This is a genomic window from Trichocoleus sp. AS-A1 (assembly GCF_039962015.1).
In the GTDB taxonomy this organism is placed as follows: Bacteria; Cyanobacteriota; Cyanobacteriia; order Cyanobacteriales; family FACHB-T130; genus FACHB-T130.
Genome location: NZ_JAMPKG010000005.1, coordinates 186,858 through 213,232, shown reverse-complemented (window position 1 = coordinate 213,232; position 26,375 = coordinate 186,858). Strand labels below are relative to the sequence as shown.

Genomic DNA, 26,375 nt, shown 5'->3' with positions numbered 1-26,375 from the left:
TCACCTGGTGTAGTTGAGTCTAAGTTTTTTGTCATGAAACCGCCTCACCCTTCGAGGTAGATTGCATCTCTCTAGTATCATATTTACACCCGAATTTAGATGCGCTTACCCTGTTTTTAGGTGCTATCCTGGCGGGTGTTTTTACTCAAGGAGCGCTCAATCAATTGCAATCTAAAGGTTTTGAAATTCTTTACCTTCAGTATGGCAGCATCGTTGGAGCATTTGCATCTGTTCAAATTGATGCATCTTTTGACGAAAACACACCAGAAGCTGAGTTTAAAAAGAAAATTTCTCAGTGGAATACGTTATCAACGCAGGATATTGCAGAAATTAAGAATCACCTGCTCAGTCTAGAAAAAGTCAGAATAGATAACTTTATTAATACCTTAAACCAGTCATTTTCACGCCGGGTTCAGGGGGTAAGCGTTACTGTTCTACACGGGCTGATAAGGCAAATTTCCAATGTCGAACAAGCTATAGAATACATCCAGAATTACGCAGATACCCAACCTACACCCGCGCCTGTCTCAAAGTACGAGATTGACATTCGATATAACAATGGTGATATAATTCATGCCCTCTTCCAGCATAAGGCTGAAGCAATTAGATTTTTAGGAACATTCACTTGAAAGCTACCAGTTGGAACCCGCGCCTGTAATTAAATCAAGAGTGCGATCGCTATCTATTTTAAACGCATAGCAGCTTATTTCTTTTTCTCACGCTTCGGCTTTTCTGGTTTAACGGACTCACCACCTGATCTTTGAGCTAGCTTTTCTTTTTCCTGCTTCAATTGATCCTGCGATCGCTGTTTGCCTTCTATGGCTTGCTGGTAATCTGGCTTGTATCGAATCGCCTTGTCATAAGAGGCGATCGCTTCTTCATACCGCTTTACGTTCAACAGCGCATTTCCCCGACTGAACCAGCTTTCGTAGTGATCTGGCTTGATAGCAACGGCTCGATTATAAGACGCGATCGCTTCTTGATATTGTTTCAAGTTATAAAGTAAATTGCCTCGATTGTACCAAATGAGGTAATCGCCTCGATTAAATTTTAAGGCTTGGTTATAGGAAGCGATCGCTTCTTCGTATCGTTGTAATTGATGCAACGACCAACCAATCCCGTACCAGCCTTTAGAGTAATTTGGCTGAATTTTAGTAACTTGGGTATACGAGTCAATTGCATCTTTATATTGCTGCAAATTCACTAACGCATTCCCCCGGCTATACCAAGCTTTGAAGTGATTCGGTTGAAATCTTACCGCCTTGTCATAAGATTCAATCGCGTCTTGATAACGTTGTAAGCTCATTAGCGAGTTACCCCGATTGTACCAAGCTTGGGAGTAGTCGGATTTAGATTCTACAGCTTTGTCGTAAGACGCGATCGCTTCCTCATATTTTTGCAAATTATGCAACGTCCAGCCCCTACTGTACCAAGCTTGATAGTAGTCTGGCTTAAATTGCACCGCCTTATCAAAAGATTCAATCGCTTCTTGATATTGCTGTAAATTCGTCATTGCTTCGCCGCGACCATTCCAAACTTCTGGCGAATTGGGATTAATAGTTAAAGCTTTCTCGAAAGAATCAATTGCCTCTTTGTATTGCTCCAATTTATCCAGTACATAGCCGCGACCCGCCCAAGCTTCAAAGGATTCTGGGCTAATCTGAATGGCTTTGTCGTAAGCTTCAATCGCCTCTTTATATTTATTCAGATTGAATAGAATTTGACCGCGCCCATTCCACGCTTCTAGGTATTCCGGTCTAATTTTAAGAGCTTTGTCATAAGCATTCAGCGCTTCCTCATTGCGATTTAATTCTGAAAAGGTTTTGCCTCGGTTATACAAGTCAGTTGCATTAGAAGAGTTAATAATATTAACCGTAAAAATAGTTGCACCCGTTCCCAATACTAGGACTATCGTTGAGATTAAAATTTTCCAAGGAAGGGAACGCGATTTTTTGCTTTTTTTCTGACTTGTCGGGCGAACGGGTGATTTTACAGAGGGTGCAACCATCATTGTGACACCCGTCGGTATCTTCAAATCTTTGAGAGCTTGCAACGCTTCAGCAGCAGATTGGTAACGCTGCCGAAAATCATAACGCACCATTTTATCTAAAACATTTGCCAGAGTGGTGCTGACTGATGAATGGTTACGCCAAATGATTTCACCCGTATTAGAATCTTCTGGTAATTCGTTAGGAAATAAGCCGGTGAGAGCCTGAATTCCTATCATGCCTACCGCATAGATATCACTGCTTAATTTGGGGTTTCCGTTCGCTTGTTCGCTTGGTAAGTAGCCTGGAGTACCAATGGCAACCGTAAAGCTAGTTTTTGCTCCCTTAATTATTTGAGTGCTAATTCGCTTAACTGCACCAAAATCAATTAAAACTAATTTGTTATCTTCCTTCCGTCTGATTAAATTTCGAGGGTTAATATCGCGGTGGATAACATTTTGTTGATGAACAAATTCTAATATTTCAAGAATCTCTTGTAACAGAGAAATTACTTCATCTTCAGATAGCGGCGGGATGACTCCACTGCTACCGCCTGTGGGGAGTTCCTGGCTAAGATCGCTACCTTCAATGAATTCTTGAACTAGATAAAACTCTTGATTTTCCTCGAAATAGGCGAAAAGTCGAGGAATCCGATCGTGATTCCCTAACTGGTGCAGAACTTTTGCTTCCGTCTCGAAGAGGCGTCTCGCAGTTTGCAAAGTCTGGGGATCGGTTGCTTGAGGCTTGAGTAGCTTAACAACGCATCGAGGGGTGCCAGGAAGATACATATCTTGGGCAAGATAAGTTTGACCAAACCCTCCTCCTCCCAAGGAGTTAATGATTTGGTAATGTCCTCCCAGTGTTTGTCCGATAACTAAGTTCATGGAGTTTCGTGGCAGATAGCGTTAGGAAAGCGTCTTTGCAGAAAAATCGCGCAATCGTTGAAATCGATTTTGGCACAGAAGAACTTGTCTAACTCCACCTACATAGGTGAAAACAATCCATCAGGTGATTTGATGCGATCGCTTCGCTGGAAACACCGCAGCTTCCAGTCAACCCCCCCAAAGTGCGATCGCTCTCAGCTCAAACGTCTTTCTTAGGGTAGGCGATTGACTCTACCCATAGCAAGGGGATGGCTGGTGAGCTGAAACATACTTTTGTCAATATGCAACCAGGCTCTTTTGATAAAACTTAACCATAGGCATCTACCCAAATGATAAGAAAGTTTGTCTTTGCTACTCTTCTAGCCTTTTCAGCGCCCGTCGCTATCTCCACCTCAGGTCTTGCCCAATCTAACGCCCCAGGCACACCGACCACACCAGGTGTCACCACACCGACTACACCAGGCGTCACCACACCGACTACACCAGGCGTAACTACGCCAACCACACCAGGTGTAACCACACCAACCACACCAGGTGTAACCACACCAACCACACCAGGCGTCACCACACCGACCACACCAGGCGTCACCACACCGACCACACCAGGCGTCACCACACCGACTACACCAGGCGTCACCACACCGACTACACCAGGTGTAACCACACCAACCACACCAGGTGTAACCACACCAACCACACCAGGCGTCACCACACCAACCACACCAGGCGTCACCACACCGACACCGCCGACCGCACCAGGCGTAACCACGCCGACTATACCAGGTGTAGCCACACCAACCACACCAGGCGTCACCACACCAACCACACCAGGCGTAGCAACACCAACCACACCAGGCATAACACCGCCTGCTCTACCAGGGGTTCCGCCCGTGATACCCGTAATACCGCCGGTCACACCAGGCGTAACACCGGCAATCCCGTCGATTACACCAGTCACACCACCCACGCCACCATTACAGTGAGCGAACGGTAAATCGGTGTCTGGAGATTAGTTTGTCAATGTTTATCTGAAAAGTAGGGGCTTTCCGACCCGAAAGCCTCTACACACTGTCAAAACATTTTTGACACAGCAATAGACTTGATTTTTTTGACCCACAACAGGGGCGCAAGTTGAGAAATGCGCTCCTTTACTGTAGGCTTCTAAACGGTGTAGCGACGCTCAGCATGAGCGTATAGGCACAACAAAAGTGTAAATAGCTCTGTGGTTGAGAAACTGAGTTTCTGGTATCCGGGCGCGATTTTACATTGATTTGCGCTTAGCTGTACAGTACGTGTCACTGGCTTCCGGAAATAGATGTGAGTTGCTGAAAAAATTATCTAGATGTGTTTTTAAAATTCACTAGATAAAAAGCTGGCAATTTACTCCATGATCGGGAAACTACTAAAAGGGCGTTACCAAATTGTCCAACTCCTGGTATCTGGAGTTTTTGGACAGACCTATATTGCCGAAGACATTCACCAAGTAGGCAAGCCAAAATACGTTGTCAAGCACTTTAGTCTTGCAAGTTCAGACCCTAACAGTTTGGAAATTGCAAGGCGTCGGTTCCTCAACGAAACAGAAATCTTGACAAAACTTGGCAACCATAGCCAAATTCCTCAGTTATTAGACTCCTTTGAAGAAAACCAGGAATTCTATTTAGTACAAGAATTTATTCAGGGACATCAGCTAAGTGCGGAACTGCCCATAAGCCAAGGCTGCGTCAAACGCTGGACGGAAACCCAAGTTGTTGAAATGCTGGAAGAAGTCCTGCGTATTCTGGCATTTGTTCACAGTCACGGCATCATTCATGGCGACTTGAAACCGAACAATTTAGTCAGACGCGCCGAGGATGGCAAGTTATTTCTAGTAGATTTTTGTGTAGCGCAGCCACAGCATTCAGCTCCCGATCTAGCACAGAGTAATACGACTTTGGCTGTTGGTAGCTTAGGTTACATTCCCTCAGAGCAACTCATCGGACATCCGCGCCGAAATAGCGATATCTATGCTTTGGGAGTTATTGCCATCCAAGCCTTAACTGGCGTGGAACCGGCACAATTAAAAGAAAATCCTGAGACGGGTGAGCTGATCTGGCAGCACCTTTTTAGCAGCAGTCTCTCAATGAGTGTCTTGAGCGATCGCTTAGTTTCTGTCCTGAACAAGATGGTACGCTACCACTTCAAAAGCCGCTACCAGTCAGCTTCGGAGGTACTGCAAGCTCTCCAGTCGTTAGACGGAAGCCAGAAGCCAGCAGTAGAGACAACCAACCAGCCACCCGTACAGAAGGCAGTTTTTAATCGTCAAAAAAAAGAAACTCACAAAGCCACAATTAAAGAAATTCCAAGTCAAAAATTAAGGAAAGGCGAGAGAAATACTCGCTCTTACAAACCTCAACATTCTCCAATACTGACTGGGCTTGGAATCGGGATTGCGGCGAATAGTTTAGTGATAACAGGCGGGCTTTATTCTCTGCTGAATGCTTTTCCGTCAGAGTCTTCATCAAACATTTTAGTTACCGCGAAGGACAAATATCAGACAGGAGATGTTCAAGGCGCGATCGCGCTAGCACAATCTATTCCCTCAGAAAGTTCTATCTATCCAGAAGCTCAAGCCACCGCACGCGAGTGGAGCCAAGAATGGCATACCGCTGCTGCTCAATTTCAATCCGCCGAACAAGCATTTAAAGAAAGCCGGTGGTTAGATGTGCTAGAAGCAGCTCGTAAGATTCCTAAAATTTCCTACTGGCAAGAAAAAATAGCGCCACTTGTTCAGAAAACTCAACCCAAAATTGAAGCAGAATCTCAACAATTATTAAAAAAAGCCTACGAGCGAGCGGCAGAAAAAGACTTTACCAGCGCCCTAAACTATCTCAAACTCATTCCCCAACAAACGCCTGCTGGGGCAAAAGTTCAGACAAAGATTGCTGAATATACCCAAAAGCAACATATCAAAGCTGATTATCTGTTACAACAAGCCTACGAACGAGCATTCAGAACAGACTTTGCGGGTGCGTTAAATTATCTGCAACAGATTCCCCAAGACACCCCTACCTACGCCAGAGCTTTAGCCAAGAGTGCAGAATATACCGAAAAGCAGCACCTCCAAGCTGAAGCCGAAAAAAAGGCGGAAGCTCAAAAAGCAGCAGCTCAATCTGCTTCCCAGATTTCAGCAGAACGCCAAGATGCTAGAAGTCGGAAAGTCGGTGCAACGTATCGAGATATGAACCCTGGTAGCCGCCTCCAAGAAGTTACGCTAAGACTCATTCCCTAATTCAGGCAGTAGGCCATTGATCTTCCCCCCTGCTCCCTCTGGAGTCTATTGCAACAGGTTCTGTTTTAAGGCTACGTTAAGGGAAGGTTTTCCACTGATGGGCTGCAATGAGTCAAAAGAACGAAGGGATAAAAATTCTTAGCGATAACCGGCAAGCCCGTTTCCTCTATGAAATTTTGGAAACCTATGAGGCGGGAATAGAGTTAACTGGCACCGAGGTTAAATCGATTCGTCTGGGTCAGGCCAATCTACGAGATGGCTATGCCCTGATTCGCAATGGTGAGATATGGCTGCTGAACGTCCACATTTCGCCCTACAAGGGCATCGGCGCATTTTTCAACCACGACCCTCGTCGCACTCGCAAATTGCTGCTGCACCGCCAGGAAATCCGCAAGCTGATTGGCAAGGTGGAACAGCAAGGTTTAACGTTAATCCCTCTGAAAATGTATTTGAAGGGGGGTTGGATTAAAATTAGTTTGGGTCTTGGCAAGGGTAAAAAGCTGCACGACAAGCGCGAAGACGTCAAGCGGCGCGATGATAAGCGCGATATGGAACGGGCGATGAAAAATTACTAATGAAATCGGGAAATTGGGAATTAACGTGAGTTCGGTATCAGAAACACATAAAGACAGCTAGGTTGAAAGTGCTGGATTCGCATCTGCTTATCTGATACTTAGGAAAGATACTCAGGCAAGAAAAGTTCTGCGGCGTTAATAGCCCCCCGCTCAATTGGGGGACAAAAGACAAATTGAAAGTGAAGCGTCAACAAGCCGGAATTGGGATGAAGTTCTACTCCGCTCGCCAGAAGCGTCGCTCAAAGTTAATTTTGGCTGTGTGTCTCATCTCGTCGATAACGAATTCCGTTCACTTCTAAAGTTGGATTAGCGGAACTGTAGTTTTCCAGCTCTCGAACATCGTCATCAATATAGAAAATGGCTTGAATGGGACCATAGCGCTCTCGAATCGCCAACTCAATGCGCTCGGCAATCAGAGAAGCAATTCCCATAAACTCTGGATGCAGAATTAGATGCATCTGCACTAACACCAAACGCCCGACAATTCCTCGCGACTCAATCTGGTAACAGTGGGTGACACCGCCAACCTGACGGGCAATTTGCGCCAAAACTTCGGGAGCGATCGCAGTCTGTTGCACCATCAGCGGTAACTGCCAATTCACGACGTACCAACAACTTCTCGCGGCTAGAAGAACCAAAAAAACCGCCAGCATTACGTCGAGCCAGAAAATTCCCCACATCACGCCTACCAAGCCTGCTACTACCAAGAGGGTTAGCCCCACATCCTTAAACAACTGAATGGAATTAAACCGCACAGCAGGGCTATTTAAAACTCTGGCTTGGTACACGCCGATGAGGGCGAGGACTAGGGTTGTGGAGACAACCACTCCCAGCAATTGAATTAGGGGTAGACTCACGGAGGTGGGATACGGGAGATCGACAACCCTGGTCGCAGCGACTAGCTGCTGGGCGGACATTCCCAGTAAATTTAAGCAAGCAAAGCCCAAAAAAGCCACGAGCAGAAGCGTTGCCACGCTTTCCAGTTTGCTATGACCATGCACTTCGCGCCCTGCTAGACGGTCGGGTGCGGCAGTGACGAGCAAACTCAACAGGATACTGAAGCTGGTAATCAGGGTGTGCAGCGACTCCGCTAGCAGACTGAGCGATCGCGTTGTCCAACCTGCTGAAACTTTAACGGATAAAACGAACAAGGTGAGCCAAAGCGTCGCAAATAAAACCCGACGACTGGCGCGATAGCGATTCTTTGCCTCGGTCATAGCCTTTTAAGGAGTTATTAGTTTTTGGTTGTTAGTGTTTAGAAGTTTGGTTACTCTAGCAACGAACAACGAACAACGAACAACTCATGTCAAACCCTTCTTTTTCTAACCAGGTAGTTGAGGTCAACTCTCCCGGTTTAGATGCCAAGGCGATTCGATTATTAGTTTTAGACATTGATGGCACGATTGCCGGTGTATCCAACACTATCAGAGAACCTGTACTTCGGGCAATTCGTGCCGTTCAAGCAAAGGGTATTCACGTTGCGATCGCGACAGGTCGGATGTATCGTTCTGCTTTGCGCTTCCATCAACACGTTGGCTCCACATTGCCTGTGATGGCTTATCAAGGTGCTTGGATTCAAGACCCCATCACCCACCAAGTTCTGCGTCACTCGCCTGTTTCTGAGCCAATGGTATTGCAACTGTTGGAACACTTTGAGGAACCGGAATTGCGATCGCTGCTTTCCGTCCACTTCTACATCAACGACCAGTTGTATGTCAGAGAACTGACATCAGCAACCAAAGCGTACTCAGAACGCTCCGGCATCCAGCCTATCGTTGTTGGCGACCTGCGGAACACCTTCTCGATTGCTGAACCGACGAAAGTTTTGGCGCTCTGTGACGATACAACCGTGATTGAAAATTTGCTCGGAACGTTACGAAAGCGTTACACCCCAGCCGAACTTTACTTGACCACCTCTGTTGCGACTTTCTTTGAAGCGACTCACCCTAGTGTGAATAAAGGAACAGCAGTGCGTTACTTAGCCGAAGAGATATTAGGGCTAGACGCTGCTAATGTCATGGCGATTGGCGATAACTTTAATGATTTGGAGATGCTTGAATACGCTGGGATTGGTGTTGCGATGGGGGATGCACCCGCAGAGGTTCAAGCGATCGCTCAGTGGGTGGCTCCTAGTGTAGAGAAAGATGGTGCCGCCGCTGCCATTGAAATGTTTCTACTTTAAAACCCTTTAGATCAGAAAGAGGACCGACGACTGGCCGTGTTTCGTCTCGGTCCCCTCACTGGTTCGCTCCTCACACAAGAGCAATAGTATTGCATATCATTCCATTTGTCTAGTGCTTTTTACAAAATTTTCTAACTAGGGGTAGGTGGTGGTACGACTAAAGTTCGATGGGTGCCAAGATGCCCAGCCTGTCTTGCAACAGGAATTTCAAAATTGTGCGAGTTACTCCCACTAACCCCAATCTTGCCTGCGCCAGATGAGGCATCTGAGTCTTGACTTCGCCAAAAATGCGACATTCACTGTAAAAGGTTTCAAAAGCCTGAGTCGCATCAAACGCCCGTTTTCCCCACTTCAGTTGATTCATGCCCCCCAGTTCATCTAGCAACCCCAACAATTGGGCGATCAAGTGGCGTTCTGCTGGATGAACCAACTGGAGTTGCCCGTCCGCAGTCAGCCAAGGAATTGGCTCTGGGTAGACTAGCATCAGCGCAGGCGAGTCATTGAGCTGGATTATCTTCTCCCGATGCCCTAAGCGCAGCAAAGAGCAGCAACGGGCATGGATGTACTGTACTTTTGAAAGACTTGATAGGGGTTGGGGGTAAGTCATCGGTACCCGGTAATCGGGAATTGGTAATAGGTAATTGGGAACTCCCTGGCTTTGACTCACCCCTACTACCAAAAGCTGCAACCAACGGGCTATTTCCGTATCGGTGAGTTGGAAATCAATGAAACCGGGAGGAATCACTTGAATTGTCAAATTTTGTAAACCCACCTTTCCCTGAGCGTCATCGACGCTAGTACAGAGATAGGCAGCTAGCTCAGTTGCAATTTCCAATGCTGGCAGGTGCCAGAGAGCTGCAAATTTGAGGGCGACACTCGACCTGTATCGGATGCCTTTACCCTCCTGAAATCGCTGGAGAGGGATTTCGGCACCGCTGAGCTGCTCAGCCAACGGCGTATTTTCCTCTGGCGGATGTGAAGCGATCGCGTCCTTGTTAAGAAGGTATCTTTCTCTGTAGAAACCGATAGCTGCTTGTAGCTGAATAAGCATCTGTTGCTTCAGCGATGGGCAATGAACAGCCGGTAAATTCACCTTCACACTCACTCCCTTTGAAAGGCGTATTTCGCTTATCTAGTCTAGTTTTATGACCTCTACCTAAGGTTAGAACTTTCCCAAAATAATATCTAACTCAAGCAGGCGCGTGAGGAAGTATTTTTTGCTACCTTGTAAGCTTGGTAAAATTTATAAAAGATCATCGCTTGCCACTTATGCAATCACCATCCTCCACATCAGAGGTATCACGACCGTTTTTAACCTGGCAACGGATTCTAGACTGGGCGCAGGAACACTACCGTTATCGGACTTTCAGTAAAGATGAGCGAATTCCAGCTAGACCAGGACTTTTGTATCTAGTCCAACGGGGTGCCGTCCGCTTAGTCGGTACGGCTCAAGTTAGCGCTAACACCAGTTCTTCCGCTGCTAAAGTTCTGCGTTTGAGTCCAGAAGAAGCTTTTTTAGGCTTTGTGGGTGCAGGACAACCGTTTGAAATTGTTGCCCAGTCACCGTTTACCCTTCAGGCTTATGCCCACGTCGATCAAACTTCTGTAGTTTGGATGTACTGGCATGACCTGGACAACTGGCCTCACTTCCGTCGCGAAGTATTTGATGCGTTCCGGTATCAGCACCAGCGCAAGCTACTGTGGCTGAGTACCCTAGGACAGCGACGGACAATCGATCGGCTGTTGGGATTTCTGACACTGTTAATCGAAGAATTTGGCGAACCCCAAGATAGCGGTTACTGTCTGCCATTTCCCCTGACTCATGCCCAAATTGGCAGTGCCATCGGTTCTACCCGTGTCACTGTGACTCGCTTAATGGGTAAGTTACGTCAAAAAGGATTAATCAGAACTCAAGGGGATAATTTGCTCTGTTTACCTGCGTCTGCTTTGAGTGTTAACAATAATTAGCTTTTTGAGCCGATTGCCATCAGTTTGTTGTCCTGACGATTGCCCTTTCATGGCTACCAGCCTATTAAGGACGAAGGGGTACAAAATCGTAGCCGGTACCGGAGGTGGTACCCGGTTGAATGCGGACGAGAATGACGGCAGCATTGCGATCGCCTGACGGTAAAAACCGGATGATGCCCGATGCCCCAGTAGACGAAAAATCCGATGCAATTAGGGATTTTTGGACTCCGGTTCGGGTGGCATTGCGCTGCAAGGCTGCAATCAAAGCCTGGGTAGCGTCATAAGACAAAGCGGTACGCCAACTGACATCGCCACCCCATAGTTGTCGGGATTGGCGGGGAAAGTTAGAAGTCGGATCGCCATTGATATGCCAAGGCACTGCCAGCACCATCTCAACTGCTGCCTCACCGCCCACTTCCAAAGTCTTGGGTGTGTAAACATCATCTCCCCCCAAGAGCTTTAATCGTTTGCGATTTAGCTGCACGACTTGCAGGGCTTTGTCTAAAGTATCTGTATTCGCTGCTAACATTAGCACTTGGGCACCTTGAGCGATCGCTAGATCGATACTTCTAGCAGCACTAAAACCCGGTTCGGATAAGTCAAACTCATTCGATACTTGCCCGCCTCCTAAAGATACGGCAGCGACAAATTCCGATTTCAGCGATTGGCTATAGGCACTCCGGGAATTAAAGAAAACGGCTGCATTTTTCCGTTGCAATTTGTTGAGCATATAGTCAGATAATGCCCTGGCTGCTACGTAGTCACTGGGAACCGTCCGAAAAACGTAGCGGCTAAAACCGGAAAGTTTAATTGAGGTGCTGGTCGGGGAAATGACGACTAATTTGCCATCGTTATAAGTAGTTCCTGCCGCCAAAGTGACATCGCTCGAATAAGGGCCGATAACACCCAACACTTCTGGATTATTGACCAAGGCGCTAGCAATTTGTTTGGCAATTTCTGGATTATTATCGTCATTCGCGATCGCTACTTTTACCGGAATTCCTTTAATTCCCCCAGCTTGATTAATTTCAGTTTGAGCTTGAGCGACGCCCCGCAACATTTCTAAAGCTCCATTTACATCCGTACCAATTGGCACGGAGACGGCAATGGTGTAGCTGATTTGCTTGCCGATCCGGGCATTATTGAGATAAATTAAAGTTTCTGGATCGTTGCGATTCGCTTGGAGGGATGATTGAAAGTTAGCGATCGCGCTAGCAAAATCCCCGCTTGCAAATGCTTGCACTCCTGCTTGTTTCTCGGAGTTAGCATTCGCCGTTGCTAAAGATTTTTCCCCTATACTAATTCGAGTGCTGATAGAACCTGGTGCGATAGGAACTGGACTTGATTTCACCGAATCAGGGTTTCCCGGAGCAATTGGGGGACTGGAATTGCTCTTAAACCACCAATAACCAGCCCCCAAAACACCTGCCGTAATCAATAGGGACAGAACAAGAACCGTTGTTTCATTTTTATGGGACATGGATGGTTAAGCAGGAAGAAATAGGTCTTATTGATAAGTCTAATTAAATTCTTTTTCGCGTTGAAATATTTAGTTTAAATCACGTTTTAAACGAGAGTAATTAGCGGAGCCTAACAAATCCAGCCTCAGAAATCAGTTGCTGTCCTTGTTCTATCTGCAACAAATTTGCATAAGCTTCACCCGCTTGCTGTTCTCTCTGACCATTCCGTTTAATAATCACAAATAGCTTCCGAGTCAGGGGATATTGACCCGTTTGAAAAGCCTGAATATTCAGCTGATTGCGTTGACTAGGGCACGTTTGCAGCGGCACAAAAGGCTCTTGGTAAGGCGTTACAAATTCACCCGCTCTCCGCCCAAGTGGCAAAGGCTTGATACTACATTGTGGAACCACTTCAGGAGCAGAAGCAAAGTAAATTCCTCCAGGGCTACCACCAAGTTTTTGCAGTGCTTGAGTCGTGGTAGAGACAAATTCAACATTGGCACTAAAAGGTTGACCGTTCAAAACTTCTTCCACAAATAGTTCCACCGTTCCTCCAGCATTTGGGGAACGAGAATAGGGTTTAATTGGGATATCCGGGCCGCCTAATTCTTGCCAATTAGTAATCTTGCCCGTATAGATAGATTTCAACTGATCTAAGGTCAAACCTGGGATATTCAGGTTTGGGTTAACCGCGACTGCCAATCCATCAATTGCGATCGCAATCTCTTTAAGCCCGAACCCTCGCTGCTGTGCCTGGTTATACTCGCTCGTCAGAATCGGTCGCGAAGATTGGGCGAAGTCTATTTTCCCGTCTAGTAACATTCTGATGCCAGCGCCAGAGCTAGCAGGGCCGGTATTTGGCTCAACATAGCGCAGCCGAAACTCAGGTCGCGCCGCTTGCATCCGCGAGTCTACTGCGAGTCGAATCGGTGCCCAAGAGGTGCTGCCACCGTAGCTAAACAGCCCAGTAGGAACGTTCTGCACTTGGGGAAAGCCTTCGCCGGTGGAGGGTGTTGAGCGATTGGGCTGATTTTCCCGATCGTTGGCAGCATCACTGGGGTTGGTGGTTTGGTTTAAACGACCGAGGTCAACACCAGAGCGCTTGGTAAACCACCAAAAGCCAGCGCCTAATAAAGCAGCAGTGAGCAGGAGGGCTAAGACGAGAACCGTGGTTTCGTTTTTTTGGGACATGATGGTTACTCAGGAAGCTCACGATTAGCTTAGAGAAAATTAGCAAGTAATTTATAAATTAGGCGAAATAGAGCAGTCACTGCGATCGCGCCTGCTCCAGCCAACATAGCCACAAAAACGACTATCTCCAGGGGAAACCCGTCTCGTAAAACGGGAAAAAACAGCATAATTGCCAGGGTTATTCCCGCAATAATCAATAAATCCAATTTTTCAATGAAGCGGCGGTATTGAGCAAACAATAGACCCCCAATCATCATCCCCAACAATCCAACGCTCAGCCCTGGGGATGGCAGCAAACTACCCAAAGCAATAAATAACAATCCGCCTTCAAACCCCGTAAAAGCTGCTCCTCCTAAAACCTCCAGTAGAGAAAATCTCGGTCGAGAGGCGGGTTGAGAAATGGGGGCGGGTGGCTGAGGGGTCGGGGCTGGAGTTGGAGGCGCGGCAGCGGCGGCTGGAGCGGCGACGCGGGTAGGCATCTGAGTCGGTGGTGCCAGAGGCGCAGGGGACGGTAATAAAGAAGTCAGGGCGTGCAGCACTTCATCAGCAGACTGAAACCGTTGATTCGGCGCACTCAAGAGCATCTGGTCTAAAATATCGGCGAAGCGATTCCACTCACTAGCTCCCGCAGCGCTAGCGATCGCACCTGCATGAGGTCTCCAATTCCACTGATTTGTATAGACATCAAATAACTCGGTTGGCTGCTTGCCCGTGAGTAGGATAATGCAAGTCACCGCCAAGGCATACAAATCTGTTGAAGGATACACTTGACCCCCAGCCATTTGCTCTGGCGGTGCAAATCCCATTGAATAAATTCCGGTTGACGATCCACCAGGCGTTGCCTTCGTCACCTGCTTAACAGCACCAAAATCTAAGAGATAAAGCCGACCGTTGCGATGGCGCATAATGTTGGAAAGCTTGATATCTCGGTGGATGGAGCCGCTATCATGAACAAACTTTAGCACCGGCAGGATTTCTCGCAGCAGTAATAACACCTCGTCTGGGGAGAACTTCCCCTTCTGCGCCAGTTCCTCTTCCAAATTATGCCCATCGATGAATTCCTGCACCAGATAGAAAAACTTGTCCTGTTTTCCCGGTTGAATGCTGGGAACTGTGATATCAAAGAAAGCAAACAAGTCGGGAATTTGAGGATGGCTGCCGAGTTCTTCTAAAACTTCTCCTTCCCGTGCAAATAGATTTTGGGCAATTTGTAGCTGATCCGGCGTTAAATCTCCCACTGGCTGAAACTGTTTGACGACGCATCGGCGCATTCCAGGCGTGCGGCGATCGCGTGCCAAAAACGCTGCACCAAATCCCCCTCGTCCTAACAGCTTTGCCGATAGATACCGACCATCTAAAATCAGCTGCATTCCACAGGCGGTGCAATACTTCTGCTGCACCGTTTTGACAAGGTTGTTGTCATCAAGATCGGCAAAAAAATTCAGGGGGCGAGGGCAGCCGGGACGGGTACAGTAAATTTCCATGAGGAGTTACTGGTCAAATCCTAATCGATGGTTGCTAATTGCTAATTGTTTAAGAGCTAGTAGCCATACTTCCATTCGCGATTAGCAACTAACAGCTGGCTAATACTGGAATTAACTGCCTGCGGAGTTAGGAGCAGCTGCCTTGAACCCATCGGCTTCGATTGGAGTGGATGCTTCCATTTCTCTTCCCCATCCGGGGGAGGCAAAGGCAGGTAAAATTTCTTGGCTAAACGCTTCTGCTGCTTTGGAGCGGTAGCGATTTGGGTTCACAATCACCCATAGCATCCGCTTGACCACTACCTCTTCAATTTTTGCGTAGTGGAGGATGCCCATTTGCAACTCTTTTTCGATCGCCGATAGGGAGACAAACGACGCCCCAAGTCCTGCCTGCACGGCATTTTTAATTGCCTCAATCGAGTTGAGTTCCATCTCTATTTTGAGGCGTCGGGTATCGATGCCGCAGCGAGTTAGCACTTGGTCAATCACCTTGCGGATGGTGGATTGGGAGTCTAAGGCAATGAACTGCAATTTGTAAAGGTCGTCTTTTTGGATAGTCCCAATTTTGGCGAGGGGATGTAAGGCTGGCAAGATCAGCGCTAGTTCATCTTCAGCATAAGGAATAATTTTTAGTGCTTCTTGTAGTTCGGAAGGAACCTCTCCCCCAATGATTGCCAGGTCAACTTGCCCGTTGGCGACACTCCACGCCGTGCGGCGCGTCGAGTGAACGTGTAATTGTACTGCTACATCTGGATACTGCTGGCGGAACATCCCAATCATTCGGGGCAGTAAGTAGGTTCCTGTCGTCTGCGAAGCTCCTATAATCAGGGTGCCACCCTGGAGATTTTGCAAGTCTTCAATGGCGCGGCAGGTTTCTTGACAAAGCGTCAAGATTTTTTCGCCGTAGCTGAGAAGTAGGTGCCCTGCTTCCGTCAGTTGTGCCCTGCGTCCTCCCCGGTCAAACAACGGCACATCCAACTGCCGCTCTAAGTTTTGGACTTGGAGGCTGACAGCGGGTTGCGAGACGTACAGGCTATCGGCGGCACGCTTGAAGCTTCCCTCGGCGGCGATCGCTTTAAGAATGCGGAGTTGGTCTAAAGTGAAAGGAAGGTCAGACATACAGGCTTTACCTGAAAAGGGAAAGGAGCGACTGAGGCATAAAGCTCGGCGATCTGTTAGCTTTTTGTCGGTTGTCAGTTGTCAGTTGTTGGTTACTGCTGACATTTGACCGATGACCCATCACCAATGACCGAAGGATCGCTAAGCGCTCTCTTGCGAGAGATGGGGCTGGACTCAAGCGATTGATAGCCCACTTCGTTGTAAAGCCTCTCAGTCATCGACAGTAACACAACACGAGATCAAGTCTCTCAGGGAATACTTGGGGGGTCTATTTTCTACTGGAAATTACGTAAAAGTTTATGAATTTCTTTCGCGTTCTGACTCCTAGCCACTACATAATGCTGGGACTGCTTTTTGGGTTTGCGATCGCTCACAGTGGTCTGGCTGCACTGCGTCCTTGGGGCGAAAAAAAAATCGGCCCCCGCCTCTACCGCATCTTATTTGCCCTCGTCAGTCTTCCTCTAGCAGTGGTGTTGATCGTTTACTTCATTAATCATCGTTATGATGGGCTGCAACTGTGGCAAGTTCAGGGCGTCCCCGGCGTTCAGTCGGTGGTGTGGGTGCTTTCGGCTATCTCATTTCTGTTTCTTTATCCAGCAACTTTCAACTTGCTAGAAATTGCCGCCATCGAAAAGCCTCAAGTGCATCTTTACGAAACCGGCATTATCCGCATCACTAGGCATCCCCAAATGGTCGGACAGGTGATTTGGTGTATTGCCCATACGCTTTGGGTTGGCACGACGTTTACCCTCTTAACTTCAGTAGGGCTAGTGCTGCATCATTTATTCGCAGTTTGGCATGGCGATCGCCGTCTTTTGGCTCGCTATGGAGAAGCTTTCGAGGCAGTGAAAGCTCGCACCTCTGTTGTCCCCTTCCAGGCGCTCCTAGAAGGGCATCAAACCCTGAAGTGGCAAGAGTTTCTCCGCCCTGCGTATCTAGGGGTCGCTGCTTTCATTCTGTTGTTGTGGTGGGCGCACCCCTGGTTGATCCAGGCGACAGGTGTTGTCAGATGGTAGTGTGAGTTCCGCAATTATGCTGAGCCACGCGATCCCAAATGGATGTAGCATGATTCCAAATAACTTTCAGCTTAATTACGCTCTGGTTCTACCGCCTTAGCGTCCCCATAGATGCCTAGACGTAGTAGATACGCACTGGCATACCAGTTGCGCTAGAGTAAGCTGAAGGATTTTACTTCATTGTTTATTGTTCCACTTCCTCCTTTTGGCTGACTTTCAATAGTAAAAGCGAATAAAACTAGAGGGATCATGGTGCTTTCTGTTAACGAACGGACGTTTACACAAGAAGTTTTAGAATCTTCCACCCCAGTCCTAGTTCATTTTTGGGCACCCTGGTGTGGATTATGTCGGCTAATTAACCCCCTCCTGACTAGAGTTCAATCTGAATGGGGCGAACAAGTCAAATTAGTTGGAATTAATGCCGATCAAAATTTAAAACTGGCGAATACTTATCGCCTCCAGACTCTACCCACGATCGTTCTGATTGAAAACGGCAAGGTAGTTCACCGCATTGATAGCTTTCAAGGGCGGGATGATTTACGCATGGCATTAGAAAAAATTATGGTAAGTTATTTGCCAAATTCTGCCTGAAGTTGGAGATAGCTGCTCCTATCCAAGATAAATAGGACTGACGCAGAGATCCCCTTTACATCCGCCGATAAAGCAGGGAATTGTCCGGTTCCCCGTTTTCAAGGGGGGTTCGGGGGATCTCGGTTTCAAGCTTTCAGTGCGTAAATCCCGATCAATTTTTTCGCTGCTTGTAACTGTTCAACCTGAATGCAACGTTTTACCCGTTCTTAAACTCACCGATTCTCTCTATCGGTGGGTTTAATTTTTGGCTGACAAGTTTCTGGCTGTCTAAACTGTTAGTTATAAATACTTTAGAGACCGTCTGTGTCACAATGTAAACGGTCTTACCAAGTTAGTTAAGAAATATAAAGTAGGCGTCAGTGATGGAACTGCTCTATCAGTATGCCTGGATCATCCCAGTCCTGCCGCTAGCTGGGGCGATGCTGGTCGGTCTGGGACTAATCTCGATTAATCGATTTACCAACAGTCTGCGGCAGTTAAATGCCGTGGTTATAGTCTCCCTGCTAGGGATGGCGATGGGTTTCTCCTTGGCGCTGCTCTGGAGTCAAATTCAAGGTCATGCTACCTACACCCGTACCCTGGAGTGGGCAGCCGCGGGGAATTTTCACCTGAATATGGGCTACACGATTGACCACTTGACGGCCCTGATGCTGGTCATCGTGACGACAGTTGCCTTCCTGGTGATGATTTACACCGATGGCTACATGGCTCACGATCCGGGGTATGTGCGCTTCTATGCCTATCTGAGCCTGTTTAGTTCCTCCATGTTGGGTTTGGTGGTCAGCCCCAACTTGGTACAGGTTTATATTTTCTGGGAACTGGTCGGTATGTGTTCTTACCTACTGATCGGATTCTGGTATGACCGCAAGGCAGCAGCCGATGCTTGCCAAAAGGCTTTTGTCGTCAACCGCGTCGGCGACTTCGGGCTGTTGTTAGGGATGCTGGGGCTGTACTGGGCGACGGGCAGCTTTGAATTTGACGTAATCGGCGATCGCCTGCAAGCATTTGTCGCATCAGGCTACCTAAGTACCGGCCTTGCGGCTCTGTTCGCAATCTTAGTGTTTATGGGACCAGTGGCAAAATCTGCTCAGTTCCCGTTGCACGTCTGGCTACCAGATGCGATGGAAGGCCCTACCCCCATCAGCGCCCTGATTCACGCGGCAACGATGGTGGCTGCGGGCGTCTTCCTAATTGCGCGGATGTATCCCGTGTTTGAAGGCATCCCAGTGGCAATGAACGTGATTGCCTGGACGGGTGCCTTTACTGCATTTTTGGGGGCAACCATTGCCATTACCCAAAACGACATCAAGAAAGGTCTCGCTTATTCCACCATGTCCCAGCTGGGCTACATGGTAATGGCAATGGGCGTCGGTGCCTATACTGCCGGTCTATTTCACCTAATGACACACGCCTACTTCAAGGCGATGCTATTTTTGGGTTCTGGTTCTGTGATTCACGGCATGGAATCAGTCGTAGGTCACGATCCCGCCTTGGCTCAGGATATGCGGATGATGGGCGGACTGCGGAAGTATATGCCGATTACCTCCCTCACCTTTTTGATCGGAACTCTGGCAATTAGTGGAATTCCGCCTTTTGCTGGCTTTTGGTCGAAAGACGAAATTCTAGGCAGCGCTTTTGGGGCAAATCCGGCGCTGTGGCTTGTCGGTTGGCTGACGGCGGGAATGACTGCTTTCTATATGTTCCGGATGTATTTCCGGACGTTTGAGGGCAAATTCCGAGGGCATGAATCAGGCATCAAGCAGGAACTACTAGGGGCGACTAAATCTCCCCAGGTTGAATTTGCTTTTGGCCCTGGGGCGATGGATACCAGAGAGTTATCCTCCAAAGCCCATGACAGCCACGATGACCACGGTCATAGCGAGTATCCGCACGAGTCGCCGCTGACGATGACGCTGCCCCTGATTGTTCTGGCGGTGCCGTCGATGCTGATTGGTTTGGTTGGGACGCCTTTCCACAATTATTTTGAGGAATTCATTCACGCCCCCGGCGAACCGCTGACTGAGGTGCTGGAAAAAGCCACTGAGTTTGATTTGACAGAATTTCTGATCATGGGGGGTAATTCGGTCGGAATTGCCTTGATTGGAATTACGCTGGCTTCTCTGATGTACTTGAGAGGCAAGATCGATCCCGCTGCGATCGCTGCTAAAATCCCCTTCTTTTACAAGCTGTCGCTCAACAAGTGGTATTTCGACGAAATCTATGACACCCTCTTCGTTCAAGGGTGCCGTCGCTTAGCGCGACAAGTCATGGAAGTGGATTTCCGCGTGGTTGATGGCGCAGTCAACTTCACCGGCTTAGCGACGCTGTTGAGTGGTGAAAGTCTGAAATACTTTGAAACTGGTCGCGTCCAATTCTATGCCCTGATTGTGTTTGGGGCGGTGCTAGTGGGCGTGATTGTCTTTGGTGTGACTTAAATTTAGAAACCGCTCGCTGCGTGTTTCTACCCGCTGTCAACAAAAGATAAAAGGAAAAAGCCGAAAACTTTTTCCTTTTTCCTTTTTAAGTACACTTACTCATAGCTGACAGCTAAACCTTATTGCTCACGATTTGATATCTCATGAATACAGCTAATTTTCCTTGGCTGACTTTTATCATCCTGTTCCCCATCGCGGCATCCCTGTTGCTTCCGTTAATACCCGATAAAGATGGTAAGACGGTACGCTGGTACGCCCTCATTATTGGGCTGATTGATTTCGTGGTGATGGTTTATGCCTTCTATACTCAGTACGACTTTTCTAATCCCGGTCTGCAACTGGTGGAAAGTTACTCCTGGGTACCCCAAATCGACCTAAGGTGGTCGGTGGGCGTAGATGGCTTGTCAATGCCGCTAGTATTGCTTACCGGCTTCATCACCACCCTGGCGACTTTGGCAGCGTGGCCCGTGACGTTTAAGCCGAAGCTGTTTTACTTTTTGCTCCTGGCGATGTACGGCGGTCAGATTGCAGTGTTTGCGGTCCAGGATATGCTGTTGTTTTTCCTGGTGTGGGAACTGGAACTGATTCCGGTGTACCTGCTGCTGGCAATTTGGGGCGGTAAGAAGCGTTTGTACGCGGCTACCAAGTTCATTCTTTATACGGCTGGCGGGTCGCTGTTCATTTTAGTAGCCGCCTTGGCGATGGCGTTCTACGGCGATACCGTGACGTTTGATATGAGGGCGATCGCTGCCAAGGATTACCCCCTAACTTTCCAACTCTGGATCTATGCAGGGTTTCTGATTGCCTACGGCGTCAAGTTGCCGATTATTCCCCTGCATACTTGGCTACCAGATGCTCACGGCGAAGCAACTGCACCAGTGCATATGTTGCTAGCAGGAATTCTTCTGAAAATGGGCGGTTATGCTCTGATTCGGATGAATGCCCAGATGCTACCCGATGCTCATGCCGTGTTCGCGCCCGTTTTGGTGATTTTGGGCGTTACCAACATCATCTACGCAGCCCTCACCTCTTTTGCTCAACGGAACCTGAAACGGAAAATCGCTTATTCCTCGATTTCCCACATGGGATTTGTGCTGATTGGAATTGCCACGTTTACTGACTTGGGTTTGAGCGGTGCTGTACTGCAAATGGTTTCCCACGGTTTGATTGGGGCAAGCTTGTTCTTCCTTGTGGGAGCCACTTATGACCGCACCCACACCCTGATGCTGGATGAAATGGGCGGCGTCGGGTTGAGGATGAAAAAGATGTTTGCCATGTGGACGACTTGTGCCCTCGCGTCATTAGCATTGCCAGGGATGAGCGGATTTGTGGCAGAAATCATGGTGTTTGTTGGCTTTGCGACCAGCGATGCTTATAACCCCACTTTCAAGGTCGTGGTGGTCTTTCTAGCCGCCGTTGGCGTGATTCTGACCCCCATTTACCTACTCTCGATGCTGCGAGAAATTTGCTACGGGCCGGAGAATAAGGAATTAGTGGAACACGAAGCCTTGATCGATGCGGAACCACGAGAGGTGTTCATCATCGCCTGTCTGTTGGTGCCGATTATTGGCATTGGCTTGTACCCCAAAATCCTGACTCAAATTTACGACGCAACCACTTTGCAGCTGACGGAGCGACTGCGAGGTTCAGTTCCGACGCTGGCGAGTGGGCGACAGGTTCCGACCCAAGCACAGGCGGATATTCCCCTGTTGTCGTTGCGGGCACCAGAAATCGGCAATCGCTAGACAATTCAAAGGTGAAAAATCGCAAAAATTTTCTTGATGTTTGAGTTTTCAGCTTGCTAAATTTTCATAATCAATAATCCTTTTTGGGGCGGAATTACATATCCGCCCTTTTTGTTAAAAATTACGAATTCATCGGCAATAGTATCAAATGTGTGATGGCGGATGCAGGGGAATTTCTATCAGAAATTGCGCCCCCTGACCGGGCGCTGAAATACATTTGAGTTGACCGCCGTGTTTTTCGACCACAATTTGATAGCTAATCGACAACCCAAGCCCTGTGCCAATACCGACAGGCTTAGTTGTGAAGAAAGGATCGAAAAGTCGCTTTCTGACTTCCTCTGCCATTCCTGGCCCATTGTCGGAAATCTTGATTACGACTCGGTTATTTGTCAACACGTCGGTACGAATCCGAATGATACTGGCGTCGGCTTTGATTTGTTCAAGCGATCGCTTTTTGTTGGACTCATCCAAAGCATCAATTGCATTGGTGAGAAGATTCATAAATACTTGGTTGAGCTGCCCTGGATAGCACTCTACTTTAGGTAGGTTGCCATATTCTTTGATTAGCTGGATAGGGGGATGATCTGGTTTGGATTTGAAGCGGTTTTGCAGAATTAGGAGCGTACTTTCGATGCCTTCATGAATATCTACCAGTTTCATCTCGGCTTCGTCAAGGCGGGAGAAATTGCGTAAGCTACGCACAATCTCACAAATGCGCTCTGCCCCCACATTCATAGAAGAAAGTAATTTAGGCAAGTCCTTGATGAGAAAATCTAGGTCAATCGCGGCAATTTCGTCTTGAATTTCTGGCGTTGGATGGGGATATTGCTGTTGATATAGTTGCAGCAACCCAAGAATGTCTCGCGTGTATTCGCTCGCCGGGGCTAAATTCCCGTAGATGAAGTTAACGGAATTATTGATTTCATGCGCGACTCCAGCCACTAGCTGACCCAAACTGGACATTTTTTCACTTTGAACCAGTTGAGACTGAGTACGTTGGAGTTCCTCAAGTGTGGTTTCGAGACGGGTGGCGTGTGCTTGAGCGATCGCTGCGGCTTCACGAGTTTGAGTATAAAGTTCTGCTTGGTTAATCGCGATCGCGACTTGGTCGCAAACCGCCGAAAGCAGTTCCACTTCATCGTCATGCCAAGTTCGAGGACTGCTAAATTGACCGCAGGCAACTACACCAAGTTCGCCCGTGCGAGTCATTATCGGAAAATTTAGTATAGAAACGTACCCCAGCGATTGGAAGAACTGCCGTGAATTGGGGTCGGTTAACGCTTCAACATTATCCAAATGGATGATTTCTCGGTTTAAGAGTTGTCTTACTTGAAAACTGGTCGGTTCCTCTGGATAGCAACCCAGAAAGCTAGGCAAATTGTCTACCTTCGCTTCATGCAATATCTCCCAACTTGCCGACTCACCATTGGGACGATACCACATGAAAAGGCACTGCTCAATTTGCAGCAGCCTGCGGATTTCCTGCACGGCTGTTTCCAAGATGGTATTGAGATCCAGTGAACTGCGAATTTGACTAGCAAGACGATTGAGTAGTTCTTCTCGCTGCGCGAGTTCTCGGAACCGAGCTTCTGATTGCCGCAACGCTTCCTCCACCTGCTTGAGAGCGCTGATATTACTTCCGGTGCCGATAATTCGATAGATGCGACCCGCAGCATCCCGCAGTGGAGTTAAAGTCGTTAGCCAATAAGTGTCTACACCCTGCAAGGGAATGCAATCCTCGTAAAAAGTACATTCCCCTGCGACGAGACATTTTGTATATCTCTCATGCAAAGAATTACCTAACTCTAAACCAAATAGTTCATGGGGAGTTTTGCCCATCGCTTGGGCACTACTGATGCCAGTAACCATCGCTATCGGTCGATTCCAGCTAAGGTAGCGAAAAACCCCTTGGGCGTCCACATCTAAAACAAAGATGGCGTTTTCCACGCCCTCGTAGATGGAATGGAAAAAGTCCTCACTTTGGATCATCTCTGCCGACAAAATCAATCCGCCCCTTTCACCGCTAGGGTGCTGCCAAGGATGCAGGCTCCACTTTACCGGCACCGAGGAACCGTCAGGGCAAACAAAGCTACTTTCCTGAAACTCCCCTGAACTCGCCCCAGATAAAACTAGCTCAGCCTTGTGCCGCCATTGGTCGGGAAGGTGAGGAAAAACTTCGTAATGCGATCGCCCAATCAGATTTTGTTCATCCAGCCCGTAATCGATTAGCCACTGACGAGAAGCGAGCAAGTAACGCATCTGGCGATCGCACATCGCTACGGCAGCGGGTGTATGTTGCAAAAATAGCCCAAACAGCTCTAAATTGTCTGAGGCGTTCATAGGTCGGCAAAGGCTCTTTTTGTAATGGCATTCAATTTAGAGGTTTTCAGGGTGAAATGCCCTAAACATTGCAATATTCAATTATCTAAACATTTAATTTAAGGCATCCACTCTAATACGATGCCAACCCGACTATCTTTGCGTTGTCTTGCATTTTGCTTCTCAATGTCTGTCGATAAGCGCAGGTTGCGGGTAAAGGCATAGCCGACGGAAAGCTTTGTAATTCCGACTTCTTCATTCGTTGCTGGAGCAACCCAACTCTGAGTTAAGGAGATATCGGCTGCACCAGTGCGAGATAAAACGAATATCAGCTTCGCACCCACATGTAAGCCATCTGTTGAGTATCGGTCAGTTTCCAAATGTCGATAGCCCACCAGGGGCGCGATATTAACGTAGCCACCCAAAGGAAGTACGTAGTACCGTAAATCTGCTCCATAAGCCTCGCGCTGACCCTTGAACGCAGTTTGATAATCCCCACTGATGGTTAAGCCGGTGCGACCAATAAACACGTCCTCCACGCCAATATTGACTCCCCCGGCTTGCCCAGATGAAGGAAACTGGGAGTAGCCGAGGCGCACCCTAGTCCGAAAGCTGGGGTCATTGCGAATTTCTTCTAGCACATTCGGCACGTCTCGCCGCCAACGCTGCAAAACCGGGCTATTTTCAATCATTTCTGGGCTTAAATCCAACTCGCTAGCCTCTGGCTTGGGCGTTTCTTGTGGCTGGGTTTGAGCCTGGGTTTGAGTTTGGGCAGACGATATCCCCAAAATCAAGGAAGTGCTGATTGCGAACAGTATAGAGTTTCGCGCAAAGGCGCAAAGGCGCAAAGAAAGGCAAGTTAGCGTCTGTGCGTCTAGCGGGCTGAGGCGCGAGATGCTAAAGGTCTTCGTCATGGGGGTTGCGTCAGTTCTATATTTATGAGGAATTTTGATAAGGATAAAAAAAGTGGCTCTGCTTAGTGCAGAACCACTTTAGTTGAGGGAAGATGCTCAAAATTAGCGGGCTTTACCTTGCACGGCAGTCATATCAATCGGCTTGATTAGGTACAGGCGCAGCAGCTGCCAAGCATTAGAAGCATAAAGGGGTAGCTTCTGGAACAATTGCAGGAATTTGGGGGTGTTGGAGGTTGCGATCGCACCCAGCTTCTCATTATTTTTGATGCACACTTCTAGGCGCTCGTAAAATTCTGGCTTCTCTACATCCAGAATCACTGGGAACACCCGTCCTGCGGTTTCGTTGGTCTTCTGAATCACGTGAATGTCATATTCCCGTGCGTCCAGACCAAGCGTGGCATAGAATTTGGAACGCTGGATGTCGTTGAGATACATCGTCGCAAACACTGACAGCAGGAAGAAGCGACACCACAGCTTTGCTTTCCAATCATTCAAGAATTGGGGTTGCGCTCTCATTACGGCATCGAAGAAGTCTCCGTGCCGGTTTTCATCCTGGCACCAGTTTTCAAAGAACCGGAAGATGGGATAAACGCGGTTTTCGGGATGAGCTTCTAGGTGCCGGTAAATGGTGATATACCGCCAGTAACCAATCTTCTCGGACAGATAGGTCGCATAGAAGATGAATTTCGGCTTAAAGAAGGTGTATTTGTGATTCTTGGTCAGAAATCCCAAATCTAGTGACATATTGAAGTCTGACATTGCCTTATTCAGGAAGCCAGCATGACGAGCTTCATCCCGCGACATCAAGTTAAAGCCTTCTGCCAGAAGCGGGTTTTTGTCCTTCAATCGGCGTCCGAGTTCTTTGTAGAGTAGGAATCCGGAGAATTCTGCTGTACAGGAACGCTCTAGAAATTCAATGAATAACTGGCGCGTTTCCCCATCAATATGATCCCAGGATTGGTCAAACTCGGCATCCCGCACGAAGTGGTGACGGTTGTAGTCAGCGCGGAATTCTTCCATCAGCGCCTTGAGTTCATCTTCATTTGGCGACAGATCCATCTTCGCCATTTCATCAAAGTCGGTGGTGTAGAACCGGGGCGTCAGTAGGGTTTCTTTCGCAGGTACTTTCACCCCAGGTCTTAATTCTTCAAAGCTGGGTTTTTTGAGGGAATCCACCATATTCTTTGTCTCTCTTGTTTCTCTTATTATTATGATTCCGTCGCTTTCACTCAAAGGCTT

The 26,375-nt window shown here is 48.0% G+C and carries 21 protein-coding genes; 10 read left to right on the top strand and 11 right to left on the bottom strand.

Annotated features, from left to right (window positions below):
* Positions 1–164 precede the first annotated feature (164 nt).
* Positions 165–629: a hypothetical protein gene (locus NC994_RS06225; protein ID WP_190438708.1), complete on the top strand. Its 465-nt coding sequence runs from the start codon at positions 165–167 to the stop codon at positions 627–629.
* A 74-nt stretch (positions 630–703) separates the two neighbouring features.
* Here NC994_RS06225 and NC994_RS06220 read toward each other — a convergent pair whose 3' ends face one another.
* On the bottom strand, positions 704–2,872 hold the full coding sequence (locus NC994_RS06220; protein WP_190438706.1) for a serine/threonine-protein kinase: 2,169 nt from the start codon (positions 2,870–2,872) through the stop codon (positions 704–706).
* 84 nt (positions 2,873–2,956) lie between these two features.
* Here NC994_RS06220 and NC994_RS06215 point away from each other — a divergent pair, with 84 nt between their 5' ends.
* The gene (locus tag NC994_RS06215) at positions 2,957–3,088 is read left to right on the top strand and encodes a hypothetical protein (RefSeq protein WP_348225574.1); all 132 of its coding nucleotides are present in this window, start codon (positions 2,957–2,959) and stop codon (positions 3,086–3,088) included.
* Between the two features lie 91 nt (positions 3,089–3,179).
* On the opposite strand, the gene NC994_RS06210 is transcribed toward NC994_RS06215, so the two are convergent.
* Entirely contained in the window at positions 3,180–3,830 is a 651-nt protein-coding gene (locus NC994_RS06210) for a hypothetical protein (protein WP_190438700.1), read from the bottom strand.
* A 429-nt stretch (positions 3,831–4,259) separates the two neighbouring features.
* On the opposite strand from NC994_RS06210, the gene NC994_RS06205 reads away from it, so the two are divergent.
* Both NC994_RS06205 and smpB read left to right on the top strand, forming a co-directional pair.
* Positions 4,260–6,140, top strand: a complete 1,881-nt coding sequence (locus NC994_RS06205; RefSeq protein ID WP_190438697.1) for a serine/threonine-protein kinase — start codon at positions 4,260–4,262, stop codon at positions 6,138–6,140.
* Between the two features lie 107 nt (positions 6,141–6,247).
* Positions 6,248–6,715 carry an SsrA-binding protein SmpB gene (gene smpB / locus NC994_RS06200; RefSeq protein WP_190413167.1) on the top strand — a complete coding sequence of 156 codons (468 nt, stop codon included), beginning with the start codon at positions 6,248–6,250 and terminating at the stop codon, positions 6,713–6,715.
* 245 nt (positions 6,716–6,960) lie between these two features.
* On the opposite strand, the gene NC994_RS06195 is transcribed toward smpB, so the two are convergent.
* The gene (locus NC994_RS06195) at positions 6,961–7,932 is read right to left on the bottom strand and encodes a cation transporter (RefSeq protein ID WP_190438695.1); all 972 of its coding nucleotides are present in this window, start codon (positions 7,930–7,932) and stop codon (positions 6,961–6,963) included.
* Between the two features lie 86 nt (positions 7,933–8,018).
* On the opposite strand from NC994_RS06195, the gene NC994_RS06190 reads away from it, so the two are divergent.
* Positions 8,019–8,897: a Cof-type HAD-IIB family hydrolase gene (locus NC994_RS06190; protein ID WP_190438692.1), complete on the top strand. Its 879-nt coding sequence runs from the start codon at positions 8,019–8,021 to the stop codon at positions 8,895–8,897.
* A gap of 157 nt (positions 8,898–9,054) precedes the next feature.
* Here NC994_RS06190 and NC994_RS06185 read toward each other — a convergent pair whose 3' ends face one another.
* Positions 9,055–9,948 carry a DALR anticodon-binding domain-containing protein gene (locus NC994_RS06185; RefSeq protein ID WP_190668370.1) on the bottom strand — a complete coding sequence of 298 codons (894 nt, stop codon included), beginning with the start codon at positions 9,946–9,948 and terminating at the stop codon, positions 9,055–9,057.
* Positions 9,949–10,166: 218 nt separating this feature from the next.
* Here NC994_RS06185 and NC994_RS06180 point away from each other — a divergent pair, with 218 nt between their 5' ends.
* Positions 10,167–10,865, top strand: a complete 699-nt coding sequence (locus NC994_RS06180) for a Crp/Fnr family transcriptional regulator (protein WP_190413159.1) — start codon at positions 10,167–10,169, stop codon at positions 10,863–10,865.
* Between the two features lie 64 nt (positions 10,866–10,929).
* Here the strand turns inward: NC994_RS06180 and NC994_RS06175 are convergent, their stop codons facing one another.
* The 4 genes from NC994_RS06175 to NC994_RS06160 all read right to left on the bottom strand — a co-directional run bounded on the left by NC994_RS06175 (position 10,930) and on the right by NC994_RS06160 (position 16,116).
* Positions 10,930–12,345, bottom strand: a complete 1,416-nt coding sequence (locus tag NC994_RS06175) for an ABC transporter substrate-binding protein (RefSeq protein ID WP_190438687.1) — start codon at positions 12,343–12,345, stop codon at positions 10,930–10,932.
* A gap of 100 nt (positions 12,346–12,445) precedes the next feature.
* A complete protein-coding gene (locus tag NC994_RS06170; RefSeq protein ID WP_190438685.1) occupies positions 12,446–13,516 on the bottom strand; it encodes a PstS family phosphate ABC transporter substrate-binding protein in 1,071 nt (356 codons plus the stop codon).
* Between the two features lie 29 nt (positions 13,517–13,545).
* A complete protein-coding gene (locus NC994_RS06165; RefSeq protein ID WP_190438683.1) occupies positions 13,546–15,000 on the bottom strand; it encodes a serine/threonine-protein kinase in 1,455 nt (484 codons plus the stop codon).
* 111 nt (positions 15,001–15,111) lie between these two features.
* Positions 15,112–16,116 carry a LysR family transcriptional regulator gene (locus NC994_RS06160; RefSeq protein ID WP_190413151.1) on the bottom strand — a complete coding sequence of 335 codons (1,005 nt, stop codon included), beginning with the start codon at positions 16,114–16,116 and terminating at the stop codon, positions 15,112–15,114.
* Positions 16,117–16,415: 299 nt separating this feature from the next.
* Here NC994_RS06160 and NC994_RS06155 point away from each other — a divergent pair, with 299 nt between their 5' ends.
* From NC994_RS06155 to NC994_RS06140, 4 genes are all read left to right on the top strand, one after another.
* Positions 16,416–17,132 (top strand): NnrU family protein, encoded by a 717-nt coding sequence (locus tag NC994_RS06155; RefSeq protein ID WP_190438681.1) that lies wholly within the window; start codon positions 16,416–16,418, stop codon positions 17,130–17,132.
* A gap of 249 nt (positions 17,133–17,381) precedes the next feature.
* Complete coding sequence (locus tag NC994_RS06150; RefSeq protein WP_190413147.1) at positions 17,382–17,723, top strand: thioredoxin domain-containing protein; 342 nt, start codon at positions 17,382–17,384, stop codon at positions 17,721–17,723.
* A gap of 362 nt (positions 17,724–18,085) precedes the next feature.
* Positions 18,086–20,158 (top strand): NAD(P)H-quinone oxidoreductase subunit 5, encoded by a 2,073-nt coding sequence (locus NC994_RS06145; RefSeq protein WP_190438679.1) that lies wholly within the window; start codon positions 18,086–18,088, stop codon positions 20,156–20,158.
* Between the two features lie 143 nt (positions 20,159–20,301).
* The gene (locus NC994_RS06140) at positions 20,302–21,903 is read left to right on the top strand and encodes an NAD(P)H-quinone oxidoreductase subunit 4 (protein ID WP_190427834.1); all 1,602 of its coding nucleotides are present in this window, start codon (positions 20,302–20,304) and stop codon (positions 21,901–21,903) included.
* Positions 21,904–22,047: 144 nt separating this feature from the next.
* Here NC994_RS06140 and NC994_RS06135 read toward each other — a convergent pair whose 3' ends face one another.
* From NC994_RS06135 to acsF, 3 genes are all read right to left on the bottom strand, one after another.
* Positions 22,048–24,243 carry an ATP-binding protein gene (locus tag NC994_RS06135; protein WP_190438678.1) on the bottom strand — a complete coding sequence of 732 codons (2,196 nt, stop codon included), beginning with the start codon at positions 24,241–24,243 and terminating at the stop codon, positions 22,048–22,050.
* A 98-nt stretch (positions 24,244–24,341) separates the two neighbouring features.
* A complete protein-coding gene (locus tag NC994_RS06130; protein ID WP_242030620.1) occupies positions 24,342–25,136 on the bottom strand; it encodes a hypothetical protein in 795 nt (264 codons plus the stop codon).
* Positions 25,137–25,238: 102 nt separating this feature from the next.
* Complete coding sequence (gene acsF / locus NC994_RS06125; RefSeq protein ID WP_190413139.1) at positions 25,239–26,315, bottom strand: magnesium-protoporphyrin IX monomethyl ester (oxidative) cyclase; 1,077 nt, start codon at positions 26,313–26,315, stop codon at positions 25,239–25,241.
* Positions 26,316–26,375 lie beyond the last annotated feature (60 nt).